Source organism: Bradyrhizobium sp. 26S5 (assembly GCF_036923295.1).
GTDB classification, from domain to species: Bacteria; Pseudomonadota; Alphaproteobacteria; order Rhizobiales; family Xanthobacteraceae; genus Bradyrhizobium; species Bradyrhizobium septentrionale.
Genome location: NZ_CP145948.1, coordinates 1562311 through 1579918 on the forward strand (window position 1 = coordinate 1562311; position 17608 = coordinate 1579918).

The following is a 17608-nucleotide window of genomic DNA, read 5'->3' on the forward strand; positions in this document are numbered from 1 at the left end:
ACCATCTGATGGAACGAACCCAAATCTTCGACCTCATGGGCGAACTGAAGCTCTACGGCATGAAGGCCGCCTTCGACGAGATCATGGCAACCGCCGTCAAGCGCCAGCACGAACCTCAGCGCATTGTCGGCGACCTGCTCAACGCCGAGATCAACGAGAAGCAAGCAAGGTCGATCAAATACCAGCTCACCATTGCCAAGCTGCCGCTTGCCAAGGACATCGCCGACTTCCAGTTCGACGGCACGCCGATCAATCAGACGCTCGTCAATGATCTCGCTGGCGGCGGCTTCATCGCCCAACAACGCAACGTCGTGCTGGTTGGCGGAACCGGCACAGGCAAGACCCACCTGGCCATTGCCATCGCCAGAAGCTGCATCCGATCCGGTGCCCGCGGCCGCTTCTTCAACGTAGTCGACCTCGTCAATCGCCTCGAGACCGAGACCCGCAACGGACGGCAAGGACGGCTCGCCGAGCATCTGACCCGGATGGACTTCATCGTGCTGGATGAACTCGGCTATTTGCCCTTCGCCCAGTCCGGTGGACAGCTTCTCTTCCACCTCGTCAGCCGGCTCTATGAGCGGGCCTCCATCATCGTGACCACCAATCTCGCCTTCGGCGAATGGCCGAGCGTGTTCGGCGACGCCAAAATGACCACCGCGCTGCTCGACCGATTGACCCATCACTGCGACATCGTCGAGACCGGCAACGACAGCTGGCGATTCAAGAGCCGAGACGACGATCACGCCACCCGCGCTCGTCTCGCCTCCGCTATCCCGGCCAGCTCCGACGAGACGAGCGCTACCAGCAAACCCCGCCGCACGAAGGGGTCAAAATTGGACGCCGATGAGGGGTCAAATTTGCAGGCCGATTGACAAGCAGAACTCGCCGAGGTGATCGCGATGGATCTGGACGCCGGACAGTTACCCGATCTTGCCGCGCTGCGCGACCGCTTCCGACCCGAGGCGGCCTCGATCCCGCGTGTCGCCGTCAAGCTGGCGCCGCTCGACGTCTACGATGAACTCGCCTCCGTCAGCGTCATGTCGGGCCGCTCGAACCTGGGAGAGGCAGCATGACCGGTATCGCTACCTCCGTCGATGCTGCCCGTGTCGAGCTGCTTCTCAATGAGCTCCGCCTGCCGGGCGTCAAGGCGATCTGGCCGAAGCTCGCCGCACAGTCGGACAAGGAAGGGTGGCCTGCCGCCCGCTTCCTCGCCGCCCTTGCCGAGCACGAGGCGGCCGATCGCACCCGCCGTCGGATCGAGCGACACATGGTGGAAGCGCGTTTGCCCGCCGGCAAGACGCTCGCCACCTTCGACTTCGAAAGCGTGCCGATGCTATCAAAGGCACAGGCGATGGCGCTCGCCGCTGGCGACGCCTGGTTGAAGGCCGGCGCCAATTTGCTCTTGTTCGGTCCACCGGGCGGCGGCAAGACCCATCTCGGCACGGCGATCGGCCTGGCTCTCGTCGAGAACGGTTGGCGCGTTCTCTTCGCGCGTACCACTGATCTGGTGCAACGGCTGCAGGTCGCGCGGCGCGAGCTGGCGCTGGAGTCCGCGATCGCCAAACTCGATCGCTATGACCTCCTGATCCTCGACGACATCACATATGTGAGCAAGGATCAGGCGGAAACCAGTGTGCTGTTCGAGTTGATCGCCGCCCGCTACGAACGACGCTCGCTGCTGATCACGGCCAATCAGCCATTTGGCGAATGGGGGCGTATCTTCCCGGACCAGGCAATGACGTTGGCTGCCATCGATCGTTTGGTCCACCACGCCACGATCCTCGAGATGAACGTCGAAAGTTACCGTCGAAAAGTTGCCCTCGATCGCAAGCGCGGTCCAGGCCGGCCACCTGTTCACACGACCCCCAACGAACTCGACAAGACTGTGATTGACGCTGGCAGCGCCGCTTGATTGTCGCGCAGCGTCAATCAACGCTTGCCAAGTAGGCGGCCAGCGTCAATTATCTCCTGACTCGGCCGCCTCGTCTCATCTTGATTGACGCGCCGCTCTCATCCTGATTGTCGCGCTATACGCAGATCTCACGCGGGCCCACGCCAAGCGCAGCGCGTGCCGCAACACGCAGTGCCCATCGAGACGACACGGAGTCGTCGTCAATATTCCGGCGGCACCACCGGCGGACGATCCTGATGGTCTAGGAGCCCAACCTGTTCCAGCACCGAGTGAATAAAATGCGGGGCGCCTGCCTCATGGGGAGACAGCCCATAGAATTCCTGCGCCGCCATCGAGACCAACTGCTCCTGCTGTTCCCGCGGAAACTGCTCTAGGGCTTCCCTCGCTTTTGCGGCGAACTCGGCCGACACTACCTGAGTTTCCAAAAAGCGATCATGTTGGGTGGGATTTCGGCGCAAATGCTCCAGCCAATTCGCTGTGTGTTCGTCTTCGTCCGGGTGGACGAGAGGTATCAGTTGTTCGACGCGATCTTTCAACCACAGGGCGCCGTCCTTGTCGGTACTCAGGTCCTCTCTCTCCACCTGGACGTGCGCCCACGCGCTGTCTTTCAGCCGCACCGCCGGGCCGTTCGACCAGCCGTCCTGCACGATGGTCGTCTCTCCATCGCGTCCGTTGCCGCGGCGTAGCTCGTTCCATGCGTGTCCAGTTCGCGTGGCCGAGATGGTGTGATCGGCGTTCAGTTCCATAATTTCCACCTCGCCGCCTGCATTCACGACCGATTCACCATCGCGCAAATGCGGCGCGTGCGAGACTGCAGCGAGGCGCGCGAATTGATCGCAAAAGCCTGCGCCCAGCGCGCCCGCCAATGCCATCTGGTTGTTGCGATCGAGTCCGCGGTAGGCCAGACGTGAGGCTACGACGTTGTGCCCGTGGGACGGCTCGCCATCCGCATGAACGTTGCCGCGTCCGTGCCTGAGCAGCAGGCGAACGTCGTGCACTGTCTGACCGGCCGCGGTGATCCGAGCGGGGCTTCTGACCGGATCGCCAGTCATCATGGCCGCAATGAGGTAGGCGAGTTGCTGCATCTCATGTCGCTGTAGTGCCACACCGCGTCGTTGTTGCAACGTGTTCGGCGACGTTCCCAGAGCAACTCGGGGAGCCATCGCGGCCGGTCCCGATGCCGTCGAAATTAGCGCGGACCATTGGCGATCGCTGGCGCTGCGGGCCGTTGAGTGCGATGCGCCGTCGGCGCTCGAACTATCATAAGGCGAGCCTACTACTGAAGGCTTTGAACAACAAATTCCCACAAGCAATCTCCTTTATGCTGATGAAATTTCACTGCACCAATGCTCCTACAGAGGAGCTCAGGCGGCACCGTTAAGCCAACGGATTGGAGCGGCCGGGATATCCCCTTCGCGCCCGGCACGCGGAAAACGGAACATGATAGCCTTCATGCACATTCCCGTTAGTCTATCTAGACTCTCATTCCGCTGGTCCGCCGCGGAAATTGAGCGCACGCGCCACGTACCAAGAAAGATCATCGTCGGACGACTCTAACTCGACACATCCTTCGTCTTCGTCGCTACTTCGTTCAGCGGGATCCTCGCTCTCGGCTTGAAGATACAGCCGGGGCTTGTCTGCCCGCTGCCATTCACCCTCGTTGTTCATCGTCCACTTATCGGACCGTCGAGGGTCAAGCACGAACTGGTTCTACCCCACGTCAACAAAGCCCATCTGCTCCAGACGGGGCTTCGCCGCATCGTTGTGGGTTGGCTGGATGAACATGTGATTCTGCTATCCACGCGATTCGCTCTTATCGACTGATCTGCGCTGTAGTCAATATCGGTCTTCTTAGGACTTGCTAGCAGGGTAAGCGAGCAATCTGACAACAAGCTGACGCACAGAAGAGTGCAGAGCCGGCCCCGGAATTCTGCACAGGGCGATAAGTGGAGTTTCTGCCTGACAGCGGGCACGCCGTGCCTGCGAATCAGGAGCGACAATGAGCAGAAGAACACGCCGGAACCACACGCCGGCCTTCAAGGCGAAGGTGGCGCTCGCCGCCGTGAAGGGCGATCGAACGCTGGCTCAGCTTGCCGAGCAGTTCGACGTCCACCCCAATCAGATCACGGCGTGGAAGGCTCAGCTTGAAAGCAAGGCCGCCGGTGCGTTCGGTCCCGGCGGCGGCTCCGGAGCGGAACAAGCAGCCATCGATGTGAAGTCGCTGCACGCCAAGATCGGCGAACTGACGCTGGAGAACGATTCCTAAGAAACGGCAGCATCTACTTTTCGGCTCCAAGGGATGGAGAACAAAGCCGAATGGCTTGGCACGCCGATGCAAATTGTTGACCACTCGCGTCCGGTAACGCGTCTCGTAGGACGAGGCCTTGGGATCGACATAGTCCATTCCGTATCGCACAGCATTGTAGAACAGAACTGCGATCTTCCGGGCCGTGGCGGTCACGGCCTTGGCCTTGCCGATGCGTGCTGAGAGCCGTCTATAAAAGGCGCCGAGCGCAGTGTCTGTACGCCCCACGGTCACGGCAGCAAGGCGCAGAAGTGCCGCCGCTCGGCCGCCGGATCGGCGCGTTCGGGACGAGAGCATTTTGCCGCCGGAGACCTTGTTGCTCGGCGCCAGTCCCAGCCAGGAGGTAAAATGCTTTGCACTTGGCCACGAGGAGAGGTCGTCGCCGCATTCAGCGATCAGCTTCAGCGAGAGGTAAGGACCGAGGCCGTCGATCGCGGTGAGGTCCTTTCCGAGCAACGCGAACAGCGCCTCGCGGACGTCGAAAGCTGGAGCGTTCGCCTGATCGGTTCGATTCCGACGCCGCGAGACCTGCGGCGCTGATCCGTGGCCATGACCGCGATGGAAGCTCAGTTCCTTCAACACGGCTTCAATTCGGGCGTCGCAGGCAGATGCCTTCTCGTGGTAGGCGTCGTAAAGCGCAAGTGCCTGCTCGAGCGCAAACAGATGCTCGGCGCGGTAGCTTCCGGTGAGCACCTTCGCGATCGTCTCGGCGCTGGAGCGGCAACTATAATGGCGCAAGCACGCCAGCGCCTCAGGATCGCGCTCGCCGGCAAGGATCGCTCGTATGATACGCAGGCCGGTCACGCCGGTGATGTCGGTGACGACGTGGTGCAGCTGAAGATTCATCTCCGTCAAGGCCTTCTGCATATGCTGGATGTGTGAGGCCGCGTACTCCAGCAGACGCTCGCGCTGACGCACGTAGGCTCTCAGCTCGGCAATCTGCCCTTTGGGCCGAAAGCTGGCCCGCAAACCCGAATGAATGGAGCCGCTGCAGCCATTGCGCATCGCTGACATCGGTCTTGCGCCCCGGCACGTGCTTGGCATCGCGCGCGTTGACAAGAAACACGTTAAATCCCCGGGCATCGAGAAGCTCGAAGATCAGAATCCAGTAGACGCTGGTCGATTCCATGACGACAGTCTCGACGCCGCATTCAGTAAACCAGTCGACTAGCCGATGCAGATCAGCCGTGAAGGTACCGAAGCTGCGGACTGGCTCCGGTGCGCGATCTGCCCTCACGGCAGCCATGTGCATAGTCGCTCCGACGTCGATGGCAGCCGCGTCCGGGTGCACCATCTGCATCTTACCTCCGTTCCTCGACTTCGATCTTTTGGGGTTCATCTCTAATCCTCCTGCTGACGGCGGCGGAAGGGCTGGGCTGCGCTATCCGTCAGATTCCTAAACGGGATCGCCGGATGGCGTCACCACTCTCAAGTGCGCGACAACCCATGGACCAGGTTTTTTGACGGGGTCACGTGCCACCAAAATCGTATCGGCCGCTCCCTCCCGGTCGGCAATCTAGCGCCGGTCCGTTTCTATCCCACAGGGGGAGCGCAGCGCCGCGCATAGTTTTTTAGAAGGAGCGCTCACCAAGGCGGGATTGCTGAGCGCAAAGCGATGATCGACCGTGAGCACGAGCTGTCGATCACCAGGCAAGCGGAGGCTTTGAACATCGGCCGCGGCAGCGTGTACTACCTGCCGCGGCCGGTGCCGGACGCCGACCTTGCGATCATGCAGCGCCTCGACCGGCTGCATCTGGAGTTCCCTTTTGCCGGCTCTCGCATGTTGCGAGGGCTGCTGGCTGCCGATGGGTGCAAGATCGGCCGTCGGCATGTGAAGACGTTGATGCGGCGGATGGGGATAGAAGCGCTCTGTCGCCGTCCACGCACGACAAAGCCCGAGCCGGGCCACAAGATCTACCCGTACCTGCTGCGCGGAATGGAGATCACGCGGCCGAACCAGGTGTGGGCGATGGACATCACCTACATCCCGATGGCCCGCGGCTTCGTTTATCTGGCGGTTGTGCTCGACTGGTTCAGCCGCCGCGTGCTGTCGTGGCGCGTATCGATCACCATGGAGGCGACGTCCTGTGTCGAGACGCTTCAGGATGCCCTGGCTCGTCACGGCAAGCCGGACGTCTTCAATACGGATCAGGGCTCGCAGTTCACCGGACAGGCTTTTACCGGCGTGCTCGCCGACAACGGCATTGCGATCAGCATGGACGGCAAGGGAGCCTGGCGAGACAACGTGTTTGTCGAACGGCTATGGCGCAGCGTCAAATACGAGGAGGTGTATCTGCGGGCCTATGACAGCGTCAGCGAGGCCCTCGCGTCGATCGGCCGATACCTCGACTTCTACAACGGTCGGCGCCCGCATTCGAGCCTTGACGGCGTCACCCCCGATCAAGCCTACTTCAACCCGCTGCCACTCCGCTTGGCAGCCTAACCATGGCAGAGACTCCACTTATCGACGCGGAAAATCTGTTCAGACAACCGGAGCCAGCTCAGGCTCTGACGTATTTCCACACGGTTACGCAAAGGAGACTCGCGCTTGTACTGCCAAAGGCGATTGCGGCTCGTGCGGACATAATTTCATCACAGCCTGCTTCTTGCGCCTTGGCCGACTTCGGCTTGGTTTCGCAAAAGGCTGTCAGGGCGCTCTTGAACAGGGTGATCACAACACATGAATTGTCCGCAACAAGCACCTTGGCTCGCTTTTTATGGGCGGAACGTTCCAAACGGCTTTCTGCATTCTATCCTCCCGTGGCACACTGCAGACAAGCAGGCGTACCACGGTAGCCTGAACGGGAATGTTAGGAAAGCCGCACAACAGGACCAACTCGTCTCCAGGCGACTACCCGACCCAACTGTCGACTGACTGAAAGAAGACGAGCGCGAGCGCTGCTGCATCGAATAAGCCCATTCGGCGGTCCTCACTCATCCACGGTTTGCGAGGCGGCGGGACATGTCGCCCAAGCGCAGGAATGTGCCTCGCGATCAGCCCGGCTAGGCTATGCTTGTTTGTGCATCCGTAGCGCTCGAACGCTGCTCTGACCTGATCGCGCGAATATGCAAAAACGGGAACGTCGCGGTCTTTCGCGAGCATCGAGGCATCGAGACCTGTGATCCACCGCGCTCGTTGTGTGCCCTGCGCGGACGTGTCCTGGATAACGAGGACATCAGGAGCATATCGATCGACGATTTGCGTGATCCGCAGGCGACATCCGTTGCATTTTCGAGGCCCGCGTATCTCGCGTATTCCCCAATCGAACGGCGATGCATGGCCTTCGAACACGACGAATGCGAAACCGCGCGTGTTTATGTAAATTGAGAGAGTGAGCCCATGTCGATCAGCGCGCGTCATACGGCACGAAACACGCGCTTTTCAGCCCGTTCTAGTAATCTCTCCAGGAAGTCCAACTTGAATTGCGTCGTGTTAGATGGGTTTCCTTGAAGCTCCTCATAGAGATCATTTGCGCGCCGAACGGTGACCTCATGGAGCTCCGACATAAGCGCTGGAAATAGCTCCGACGGAGTTGTGTCAAACAGCAGCGCGAATATAAACGCGGCCTCAAGGCTCGATTTGCGCTTCGCGCCCTCAAGGCGCGAGATAGCCGTGCGGCACTTGACCCCGATAAGAAAAGCAATCTCCTTTTGCGTAAATCCAAAGCGGCGGCGAAGAGGTCGAACGTATGATCCAAGATCGTGTTTCATAATTTGCGTGGCCTATGGCTGGCACACACGCAATTATTCACTTGAGAACGCCTCGGTTCGAGGGCACGAAAAAGTGCCGACTCGGTACCGAAATAAAACGCCGTACCCCATTTTGGCTTAGGCAATACTGCCAGCGGTTCGATGAAAGGAGTGTGGAGCGGAACAGGGAGATGTGGGGAGTTCGCGCGGCGTGACCGTGAGTTCGAAAATGGCGATCAGCCCTTGATCAGCGCCACCCTATGGCGTACCTGCTACTTCCCCGAAGTCCCCATGTCCCCTTCTGTATCCATCATTACGTTATCGGCAAAAACATTCACGCCGTACCGTTCGCATAGAAGCTCCACTTTCTCCTTCTCGCGGGAACGACATTCACCCCGTGAGATTTGTACGTTTGACGATTGAGCTTGTTGCGGAGGATGCTCCCTATCCACCGGTTGGTGATTGGCCGATCCTATTCGGCGCCGTGCCGATTGATGAAACTCATCGTAATCTCGCCGACGGCAAGAACGGGCCGCCTAGAGCATTTTCCGATCATGTTGCGTCGCAACCAGCCGCGACGAGATAATTTTGACATTCCTCGGGTGAGAAGCGTTTGAGAGAGTTGGCGATTGCTTGCCAGAGATCGGGCATGGTGCGCGCTGCGGCGGCCCGCAACAACGCTTTCAGTTTGGAGAAGGCCATTTCAATCGGGTTGAAGTCTGGACTGTGGGGCGCAAGATAGAACAGGCTTGCTCCGACAGCCTGGATGGCCTCTCGAACGCCATGGACCTTGTGAGTGGGCATGATAACGGTATCGCCCGGCCGCAGCGATGGGGCGAGCAATTGCTCGACGTAGGCCAGGAACGCGTCGCCATCCACTGGACCGTCCAGAACAAGCGGCGCGATCAGACCGTCGGAGCGCAATTAGCGGTGAATGTCATCATCGTCTTCCAATGTCTGTGTGGGATAGCTGCACGACATCGCTCGCCGCGTGGCGAGCGCCCGTAACGCCGCGCCATTTTAGTGTTGGCGCTGGTTTCGTCGATGTAAGACGAGACGCTCAGGGTCAAGATCGATTTGCCCTTCGAACCACTCCTCACGCGCGGCATTTATATCGCCGCGCCGTTGCTCGGCGGCGTGCGCTGTCTTTTTATAAGTTTGATCTTTCTGCGCTGGAAAAAACGCTAGAGCGACGTGATGCCAGTCGATATTCCACGACGTTTCAACAGTTCTCGCAACTCGGCGAGCGTGATATCCGGCTTCGCTGTCACCGCCTCCAGAATCAATTGCGAATGCGCTTCGATGCGCTGCGATTTGCGGTCACCGCCCTGGCGTTTAGGAACGATGTCGCCAACTGCCTTGAGGCGAGCGCGCCAGCGGATCGCGCTGGCCGCGCTGGCACCAAAGCGCTCAGCAGCCTGTCGACAGGATACGCCACCGTCAATCGCGGCTACCACCCTTTGGCGAAGATCAACTGAAAGCGCCCTGGCCATACATGCTGGCCTCCCTCGCCAGCATGTAGCTTGAATCTGACTCGCGCCGTTTTGGGAATCCCCACCCGATTCTTTCTGGTCGGAAAATGCTCTAGACATCATCCGCCCCTATCGCGCTTCGATCTGTGTCGTTCCCGGTCTTCGACGAATCGTATGTGTAGAGAAATCGCCAGAACGCGTAGCCGGTAAACGCCAAGGCGATCGTCCCCCAGCCAGGCGAATCGGCCCAAAATCCGGTAGCCATCCAAAGGGCGCACAGCGCGACCAGCACGACGCGGCGCCAAGGCGGGTTCAAAAAGGGATGTTCGCTGTTATCCATCACATCATCCCGGTACGTCGATGTGGGCAACAGAGCCATTCGTACACGAAAGCTGCCGGCAACGGAAAAGCATCTCAATTGCCAGTCAGCGCCAGGGAAAGGTCGGGGCTTCCACAACATAGCCCGCCTTGGTCGTCACCCGCATGAGTTCGGCATAGCCCATTTCGGCCATTCTGAGCGGCGGATTCTTCCTCGGATCCTGCTCGGCCTCAACAACGAACCAGCCCTCATAGCCATAGCCAGCGAGCTTCTGCACGATTGCGCCGAAATCCAGCGAGCCGTCGCCGGGAACAGTGAAGGCGCCCAGCGCGACGGCGTCGAGGAAAGATTGCGTCCTCCAATCGAGCGCTTTGATGACGGGGCCGCGGATATCCTTCACATGCACGTGGCTGATGCGCTTGTGGTGGTTGTCGATGACGCGCAGCACGTCGCCGCCCGCGAAGGCCAAGTGGCCAGTGTCGAACAGCAACGGGATGCCTTCTCCCGAACACTTCATAAAGGTATCAAGTTCGTGCTCGAACTGCACAACCGCGGCCATGTGATGATGGTAGGAGAGCGGCATGCCCTGCCCAGCGCACCATTCACCAAACTCGGTCATCCTCCTGGCATAGGCCTTCATGTCGGCGTCGCTCAGCACTGGCTTGGTCGCTAGAGGCCTTGAGCGATCGCTCTGGATCGAATGGCCAACTTCACCATAGACGATGCGGGGTGCGTTCACGGCCTTGAACAGATCAATCATTGGCTGGATGCGATGCTTGTTGGTCGCGATGTCTTCGTTGACGAGCGTGCCAGAGAACCAGCCGCCGCACAGCGCAACGTTAACCATCTTTAGAATCGACGACATGACCGTCGGATCGTCGGGGAAGCGGCGGCCCTTCTCGATGCCGGTGAAGCCGGCCGAGCGAGATTGGCGTAAACATTCTTCAAGCGAAACATCGTCGCTCAATTCGGGAAGATCGTCATTCCACCACGCGATGGGGGATATGCCCAGTTTGGCCTTCACGTGATACTCCTATCAGCCTAGGAGAGCCCTGAGCCAATTCTCATCTCTGCGTCGCAGTTCGCTGGTTCTCGGCTTGCCGAAGGGCGGGACTGTCCGGCGGACCAGCGGCGATGCTTCTGCAACCCGCGACACCGTCGAGCGATGGATGGATGGGAATTCGCGCAAAGGTGCATTGCCACTTCTAATTCCCGACGCGTTGTTGCTTCACTGCTTGCTCATAGGCCTTGCGCGCTTCCTGCACCTGCTCGCGCGAGCTGACTTCCGGAACCACGACATCCCACCAGTGTCCGCCAGCCTCGGTCGTGACGTGAGGATCCGTATCGATCACGATGACGGTGGTGCGGTCGTTCACTTTCGATTTCTCCAGAGCTGCTTCCAGCTCGGCGATCGATGCTACATGCTCCGAGAATGCGCCCATGCTCGCGGCATGTGCAGCAAAGTCAATCTTCGGCAGCGTATCGTGCTGGCTGTCCTTCAACAGATTATTAAAGTTAGCGCCGCCGGTTGCCATCTGGAGCCGGTTGATGCAGCTGAACCCGCCGTTGTCGAGTACGACGATGGTGAGCTTCAGGCCCAGCATGACGGAGGTGGCGATCTCGGAATTCAGCATCAGATACGAACCGTCGCCGACCGGGATTACGATCTGCTCGTTGGGCCGCGCCAGCTTGACGCCAAGGCCCGCCGCGATCTCATAACCCATGGTCGAGAAGCCATAATCGACGTGATAGGAGCCGGGACGGCCCGCCTTCCACAATTTGTGCAACTCGCCGGGGAGACTGCCTGCAGCCTGCACCAGCACGACGTACGATCCAAAAACGCGATCGAGTGCGCCAATGACCTGTGCGTCAGACGGAAACTGTGCATTCGTGCTGGCTCGCGCGGTGTCTGCTTCCACCTGCCAAGTGGTCTTGCCCTTCTCCGCCTTGCCGGTCCAGCGCACGGGTGCTTTGTAGCCCTTCAACGCGGCCAGAAGCTCGTCCAGTCCTCCACGCGCATCCGTCACGAGTGGCAGCGCGCGATGCTTGTGGGCGTCGAACGGTTGTACGTTGAGGCCGACGATGGTTTTCCCGTCGTTCTTGAACAATGCCCACGACCCCGTGGTGAAATCCTGCAGGCGCGTACCGACCGCCAGGATCAGGTCGGCCTCCTCGGCAAGGCGGTTGGACGCCGATGTACCGGTGACGCCGATGGCGCCCATGTTCAAGGGATGGTCATCCGGCAACGACGACTTGCCGGCTTGGGTTTCGCAGACAGGAATTCCCGTTGCCTCGGCGAAGTTTGTCAGCGCGGCGGACGCCTCGGAATAGAGCACGCCCCCGCCGGCGATGATCAACGGCTTCTCCGCAGCCATCAGCGCCTCGGCTGCTACGGTGAGCTCGCCCAAATCGGCGCGCGGACGTCTTGGCATCCACATCCGCTCCTCGAAAAAGCTCTCGGGGTAGTCGTAGGCTTCCGCCTGCACGTCCTGGCACAATGCCAGCGTCACCGGCCCGCATTCGGCCGGGTCGGTCAACACCTGCATAGCCCGGTTCAACGCCGGAATGATCTGTTCAGGTCGAACGATACGGTCAAAATAGCGAGACACCGGCCTGAAGCAGTCGTTCACGGTCGCCGTGCCGTCGGTGAAATTCTCGGCTTGCTGCAAAACCGGGTCCGGGATGCGGTTAGCGAAGGCGTCGCCGGGCAACAGCAGGACAGGCAAGCGGTTGACGTATGCCATGCCTGCGGCGGTCAACAGATTGAGTGCGCCTGGTCCGATCGAGGTCGTCACTGCCATGAAACGGCGGCGGAAATTCGCCTTGCCGTAGGCGATCGCCGCATGCGCCATCGCTTGTTCATTGTGAGCACGGAAAGTCGGCTGTTTGTTACGCACGGCATAAAGTGCTTCGCCCAGACCGGCGACGTTGCCGTGACCGAAGATCGCCCAGACGCCGCCGAAGATCGGTACCACCCTGCCATCAATTTTGGTCCGCTGGCACGTCATGAAACGTATGAGGGCTTGTGCCATCGTCAAGCGGGTCGTCTTGGGCATGAAATTGCTCCAGCAGAAGTTTATGCCGCCTTGCGCTCGCGGGAGGCTAGCCATGCTTGGCTCAGTCGCTCGAAACGAGCGGCCATGTCGGCGATCGCCTCCTCATCTGACATCTTGCCCGCCAACCACTCTTCGGCGGTATGGGCGATGATCGTGCGCCCGACGGCGAAGCCCTTGATGATCGGAACGTGCGCCGTCGCCACAAACGCTGCCTCGAGCTGGTCCTGCGGTGCTTCCAGTCCGAGCAGCATAACGCCCCTGCACCAAGAGGCGTGCTTGACGATGGTCGCTTCGATCCGTACCCAGGCGGTGGCGGAAACCTGCGGTTCAAGCTTCCACCACTCCGGCTTGATGCCCAGCGCGTAGAGTTCGTCGAGTGCGCGCTGGATCGTGTCGTCCTGCAGCGTGCCGTGCTTGCCGGCGATAATCTCGATGAGGAACTCGCGGCCGACCTTGTGCGATGCGTCGAAGAGCGCGCGAAGCTTTTCCTGCTGTTCCTTCTTCAGTGGCGCGGGATCGTCGGCATGACAGAAGCACAAGCACTTGATGCAGTGATCGAGCGGCCAGCCGATCAACTGAGATCCGATGTCCTGTGAGAACTCGAAACGCAGCGGCCGCGAACCTGGCAGCTCGACCGGCCGGCCGAGCCAGGAGAACGGATGGCGCGCGAATTCGAACAACGCTTCGCGGCCGAAGCGCTCGTCGATCAGCATACCGTAGTCGTCGCGTCCGGCAGCCACTCGGACTGCTGCCTTTACCGCCAACACCTTGAAGGCATTGATGCGCGAGGGCTCTGCGTCCACCCTCACGGCGACCTCCTCGAGCTGGCTGCGGTGATCGCACGCCAGCGCCATGACCGAGGGGATCTCGCGCCGTCGCGTCGTGGCCCAATGGATGTGGTTGATCGTCTCGTCCTTGCGCAGCGCGGTGAACGGGCTGCCGTGCTCGAGGAAATATCGTAGCTCCTCGAACGTTGGATACTCGGGCGCGCATAGCAGCCGCGACACGGCAAATGCGCCGCAGGCATTCGCCCAGGTCGCTGCCGTGGCGAGGCTTTCACCGCCCAGCCAGCCGCGCAGGAAGCCCGACATGAAGGCGTCGCCGGAGCCGAGCACGCTGAAGACTTCGATAGGGAAGCCCTTGCCGAAAATGCCATCCTCGAGATTGTCGCTGATGTTGCCATCATAGACGACACAGCCCATGGCGCCCCGCTTCAGCACGATGGTCGCATCGGAAAGCGCCCGTATCGCCTTCAAAGAGCCAACAACGTCATCCTCTCCGGTGGCTATTCGAATTTCCTCCTCGGTCCCAACGATTAGGTCGCAGTCGGCGAGCACGGCACGAAGCTTGTTGGAAACGGCATCCGATTTCACATAGCGTTCGGCCGCATACCCGGCAAGGCCCCACAGGTTCGGCCGGCAATCGATGTCAAACACCACCTTGCCACCCGACGCCTTGATCGCCTTGAGCTGGGCGGCTTCCGGAGCGGAGAAGTGCGTACCGGTCACCACGATTGATCGCGCGGAGGCAATGAAGCTCCGATCGACGTCCTCAGGCGAGAGCGCCATGTCGGCGCGATCCGGGCGGACGAAAATCATCGGCGAAACGCCTTCGTCCTCGACGGCGAGCAGGACCAGCGCACTCAGTCGGTCCGGATCGCTCTTCAGCGCCTCGACATTCACACCCTGACGTATCAGTTGCTCGCGGATGAAGGATCCCATTTGCTCGCCGCCGACGCGGCTCAGCAGCGCCGAAGGCAGGCCGAGCTGCGCCGTGCCGACCGCTACGTTAGCCGGACACCCGCCAACCGATTTGGCAAAGGAGGCGACGTCTTCGAGCCGCGAGCCAATCTGCTGGCCGTAAAGGTCCACAGAAGCCCGACCGATGGTGACAACATCGAGCTGCCTAGCTCTGGCGATCTCAACCAAAGCGACCTCCTAGCTATGAAATGGCCCTTTCGTATTTGAAACACTGGTTTTTTCTGGTCAAGATGAAATGTTTATAGCATAAATGTCGGGCCCTACTTTTGATGACGGATCTCCGCGACGCGAATAGCCAGCGCGGCCACCAGGGACGTGCTGGCAGCCAGGGAGGGCAATCCTCCAAAATCTGACTCCGCCACCTCGAACCGCACATTCGAAAGGTCCGAAAGCGGTGAGAATGCACTGTCGCTGATCCCGACTGTGGGGACTCCCCGAACTGCAAGAGTGCCGGCGTAGGATGGTCTCCTGGGGGTGAAAAACTTATGGCTATGGCGGCGGCGTGCGGCGTTGCGAAAGAAATGGTCTCGGGATCAAGTCTCGACGATGAATCGATCAGAACATTCCTGGCCTTTAGTAGCTTCCCCAATATGTAGGCAAGATAGCTTGCGACGGGGAACGATCATCGTTTGGCAAGTACATATATTACATTAGCACCAGATAGAATTTTTGTTGCCTGGTCAAAGCGGTCTCTCTCAATCGAATCGGAAAGCGTATCTATCGATTGTATCGATGCATGCATCAGGCCTTTCAGGACGTGGACGCCTTCACCTTCTGCTCCAATCATTTTCAGCGAGGTAAGGCGCTAATCACAGGAGATGTTACGGTCGCGAAGCCGTTCGCGGTATACCGATTGAAGCTTGGTGACTCCCTCAAATCCAAAGTGTTTCGCGAAACGAACCAAGGTCGATGCCTGAACGCCGGCTGAAGCGGCAATGCTGGCGGCGGTACCGAGGGCGACTTCGTATGGATTGTCCAACGAATATGCGGCGACCTGCCTGATCCATTTGGCATTCTTGTGCGTTGGTCGAGGATACGCTGCCGCAGCTCTTCAAAACCCGCTGGCGGCCCACGGCGGGTTTCGTCTGTCAAATTCACGTTCACCTACGCACCAGATATTCCATTTCGACTGTAACACGGCACCGGTGCCATGGGCATGTGGTCAACGCGTCAGCGTTGTCCGCCATGTTAGCGTCGATTGGTCGTCCGGCTCGGTCGTCGGCTTCTCGGCGATGGTGGCCGCGAGCTTAGCTCAGCCTCGACGTGGGGCAAAGTCGTTTATCCCGACCTCACGCACCTGCCGGCGGTCGTCCCGGTCCTGATCGGTATGGCTGTTTGCCGGTGCCATCAACGGCGCGCTCATTGTCTACACCAAGATCCCGCCGTTCATTGCCACGCTTGGTATTATGGTGTCTGCCCGCGGATTGGCGAAGTGGTATACTAAGGGGCAGCCGATTTCGGGTCTGATGGCTTCACCTTCTTTGGTAGTGGCATAGCACCAGTTATCATCTTCCTGGTGATCGCGGTGATCTTCCCAGGTTGCTCTTCGCTATTGGGCTGGCAAGTTCACCTACGCCATAGACGCGAATGCGCAGGCGGCCCGTGTGTCCGGCATCAACAATCGAGCGTCATTTGATCAAGGTGTACGCCATCGCCGGCACGTTGGCCGGTCTGGCGGGTATCGTGACCGCAGCCCGCGCCCAGACGGCACAGGCAGGCATGGCCACGATGAACGAACTGGACGCGATCGCGGCAGCAGTTATCGGCGGCACCCTAGCTCACAGGCGGCTCCGGAAGGATCGCCGGAACGGTCATCGGGACGATCATCCTCGGCACGATGATGTCTGGCTCCACGTTCCTGTATGTCAACATATTGCCAGGCGATCATCAAAGGCGTTATTATCGTCGCCGCATGTCGTGACCGACACGTACCATCAGCGCAACAAGAAGCCCATCAGCGCAACAGGAAGCGCCGACACTTTAGCGACCATTTCCGGCACAATAAGGGTGAACGTGTCGGGGACGCGTCCACCCTTCAGCTTGAAAGAGGAAGGAATGACAGTTCGCTTCGGGTTGCTTGGTGCAGGGCGCATTGGGAGAGTTCATGCCCAAGGGGTCGCTGCAACCCGCAAAGCTAAACTAGTGGCTGTGGCTGACTCGTACCAAAATGCCGCGCAAGATATTTCGTCTGCCTATGGCGCCGAGGTCCGGAGCGTTGAGGAGATCGAAATCTCGCACGACATCGACGCTGTCATCATCTGTACACCGACCGACACGCATGCCGTTTTGATCGAACGGTTCGCGAGGGCCGGTAAGGCGATCTTCTGCGAGAAGCCGATTGATCTCAGTATCGAGCGCGTCGAACGATGTCTCGCCTTAGTCGAGAAAACCGGCCGGGCACTGATGCTGGGTTTCAATCGCCGCTTCGACCCGCACTTCGTTGCGGTACGGAAGGCGATCGACGAAGGGGCCATTGGTGATGTCGAGATGGTCACGATCGTGTCGCGCGATCCCGGCCCGCCGCCGCTTAGCTATATCAAGCGTTCGGGCGGAATCTTCCGCGATATGACTATCCATGATTTCGACATGGCGCGCTTCCTGCTCGGCGAAGAGCCGGTCAGCGTTAGCGCCGAAGCGTCCGTGCTCGTCGACAAAATGATCGGAGAAGCCGGTGATTACGATTCAGTGAGCGTTATCCTGAAAACCGCCTCCGGCAAGCACTGTACTATCTCAAATTCGCGTCGTGCCACCTATGGCTACGACCAGCGTATCGAGGTGTTGGGATCAAGAGGGATGGTGGCGGCCGAAAACCAGAGGCCGGTATCGATCGAACTTGCGAGCGGCTCCGGCTACACCCGCCCGCCGCTGCACGACTTCTTCATGAATCGCTATGTCGACGCCTATGCCAACGAGATCTCCGCCTTCATCGCCGCCATAGTCGAAAATCGCGCTATGTCGCCGAGTGGCGCCGATGGTCTCGCGGCGCTTCGGCTGGCCGGCGCTGCGCTCAAATCGGCAGAGACCGGCCGGGTCGTACGGCTCGAGACGTAATTGTTTGGCGCATGAACAACAGCATGGCGGCGCGCCGCTGCCC

Annotated in this window: 10 protein-coding genes and 6 pseudogenes; 7 read left to right on the forward strand and 9 right to left on the reverse strand. The window is 59.9% G+C overall.

The window, feature by feature from the left end:
* Nucleotides 1-8: 8 nt before the first annotated feature.
* Genes istB (V5279_RS07360) through istB (V5279_RS07370) form a run of 3 tightly spaced genes read left to right on the forward strand, consistent with a single transcriptional unit; the run spans nt 9 to nt 1912 of the window.
* Nucleotides 9-872, forward strand: coding sequence for an IS21-like element helper ATPase IstB (gene istB, locus V5279_RS07360; RefSeq protein ID WP_338687724.1), 864 nt, complete (start codon nt 9-11; stop codon nt 870-872).
* Nucleotides 873-899: 27 nt separating this feature from the next.
* On the forward strand, nt 900-1073 hold the full coding sequence (locus V5279_RS07365) for a hypothetical protein (RefSeq protein ID WP_338696153.1): 174 nt from the start codon (nt 900-902) through the stop codon (nt 1071-1073).
* On the forward strand, nt 1070-1912 hold the full coding sequence (gene istB, locus V5279_RS07370; protein WP_176535476.1) for an IS21-like element helper ATPase IstB: 843 nt from the start codon (nt 1070-1072) through the stop codon (nt 1910-1912). Before V5279_RS07365 ends, istB (V5279_RS07370) begins: the two co-directional genes overlap by 4 nt.
* A gap of 200 nt (nt 1913-2112) precedes the next feature.
* On the opposite strand, the gene V5279_RS07375 is transcribed toward istB (V5279_RS07370), so the two are convergent.
* Nucleotides 2113-2997: a type III secretion protein gene (locus tag V5279_RS07375; RefSeq protein ID WP_338696154.1), complete on the reverse strand. Its 885-nt coding sequence runs from the start codon at nt 2995-2997 to the stop codon at nt 2113-2115.
* 914 nt (nt 2998-3911) lie between these two features.
* On the opposite strand from V5279_RS07375, the pseudogene V5279_RS07380 reads away from it, so the two are divergent.
* Nucleotides 3912-4172: pseudogene (locus V5279_RS07380) on the forward strand (transposase); the annotation flags it as partial.
* A 204-nt stretch (nt 4173-4376) separates the two neighbouring features.
* Here V5279_RS07380 and V5279_RS07385 read toward each other — a convergent pair.
* Both V5279_RS07385 and V5279_RS47005 read right to left on the reverse strand, forming a co-directional pair.
* A pseudogene (locus V5279_RS07385) lies at nt 4377-5300 on the reverse strand (transposase); the annotation flags it as partial.
* Nucleotides 5182-5556 (reverse strand): annotated as a pseudogene (locus tag V5279_RS47005) (IS110 family transposase); the annotation flags it as partial. The pseudogenes V5279_RS07385 and V5279_RS47005, both read right to left, overlap by 119 nt.
* A 228-nt stretch (nt 5557-5784) precedes the next feature.
* Between V5279_RS47005 and V5279_RS07390 the strand changes: the two are divergent.
* Nucleotides 5785-6660: pseudogene (locus V5279_RS07390) on the forward strand (IS3 family transposase); the annotation flags it as partial.
* 1799 nt (nt 6661-8459) lie between these two features.
* On the opposite strand, the pseudogene V5279_RS07395 reads toward V5279_RS07390, so the two are convergent.
* From V5279_RS07395 to V5279_RS07420, 6 genes and pseudogenes are all read right to left on the reverse strand, one after another.
* Nucleotides 8460-9400: pseudogene (locus tag V5279_RS07395) on the reverse strand (IS630 family transposase).
* A 91-nt stretch (nt 9401-9491) separates the two neighbouring features.
* On the reverse strand, nt 9492-9719 hold the full coding sequence (locus V5279_RS07400; RefSeq protein ID WP_338696155.1) for a DUF3329 domain-containing protein: 228 nt from the start codon (nt 9717-9719) through the stop codon (nt 9492-9494).
* A gap of 85 nt (nt 9720-9804) precedes the next feature.
* Nucleotides 9805-10722: a myo-inosose-2 dehydratase gene (gene iolE / locus V5279_RS07405; protein ID WP_338696156.1), complete on the reverse strand. Its 918-nt coding sequence runs from the start codon at nt 10720-10722 to the stop codon at nt 9805-9807.
* Nucleotides 10723-10903: 181 nt separating this feature from the next.
* Nucleotides 10904-12754, reverse strand: coding sequence for a 3D-(3,5/4)-trihydroxycyclohexane-1,2-dione acylhydrolase (decyclizing) (gene iolD, locus V5279_RS07410; RefSeq protein ID WP_338696157.1), 1851 nt, complete (start codon nt 12752-12754; stop codon nt 10904-10906).
* A gap of 20 nt (nt 12755-12774) precedes the next feature.
* A complete protein-coding gene (locus V5279_RS07415) occupies nt 12775-14682 on the reverse strand; it encodes a bifunctional 5-dehydro-2-deoxygluconokinase/5-dehydro-2-deoxyphosphogluconate aldolase (protein ID WP_338696159.1) in 1908 nt (635 codons plus the stop codon).
* Nucleotides 14683-15319: 637 nt separating this feature from the next.
* Nucleotides 15320-15493 carry a hypothetical protein gene (locus V5279_RS07420; protein ID WP_321576395.1) on the reverse strand — a complete coding sequence of 58 codons (174 nt, stop codon included), beginning with the start codon at nt 15491-15493 and terminating at the stop codon, nt 15320-15322.
* Nucleotides 15494-15707: 214 nt separating this feature from the next.
* Here V5279_RS07420 and V5279_RS07425 point away from each other — a divergent pair.
* Together V5279_RS07425 and iolG are read left to right on the forward strand one after the other, a co-directional pair.
* Nucleotides 15708-16464 (forward strand): annotated as a pseudogene (locus V5279_RS07425) (ABC transporter permease); the annotation flags it as partial.
* A gap of 105 nt (nt 16465-16569) precedes the next feature.
* Nucleotides 16570-17565: an inositol 2-dehydrogenase gene (iolG, locus tag V5279_RS07430; protein WP_338696165.1), complete on the forward strand. Its 996-nt coding sequence runs from the start codon at nt 16570-16572 to the stop codon at nt 17563-17565.
* Nucleotides 17566-17608 lie beyond the last annotated feature (43 nt).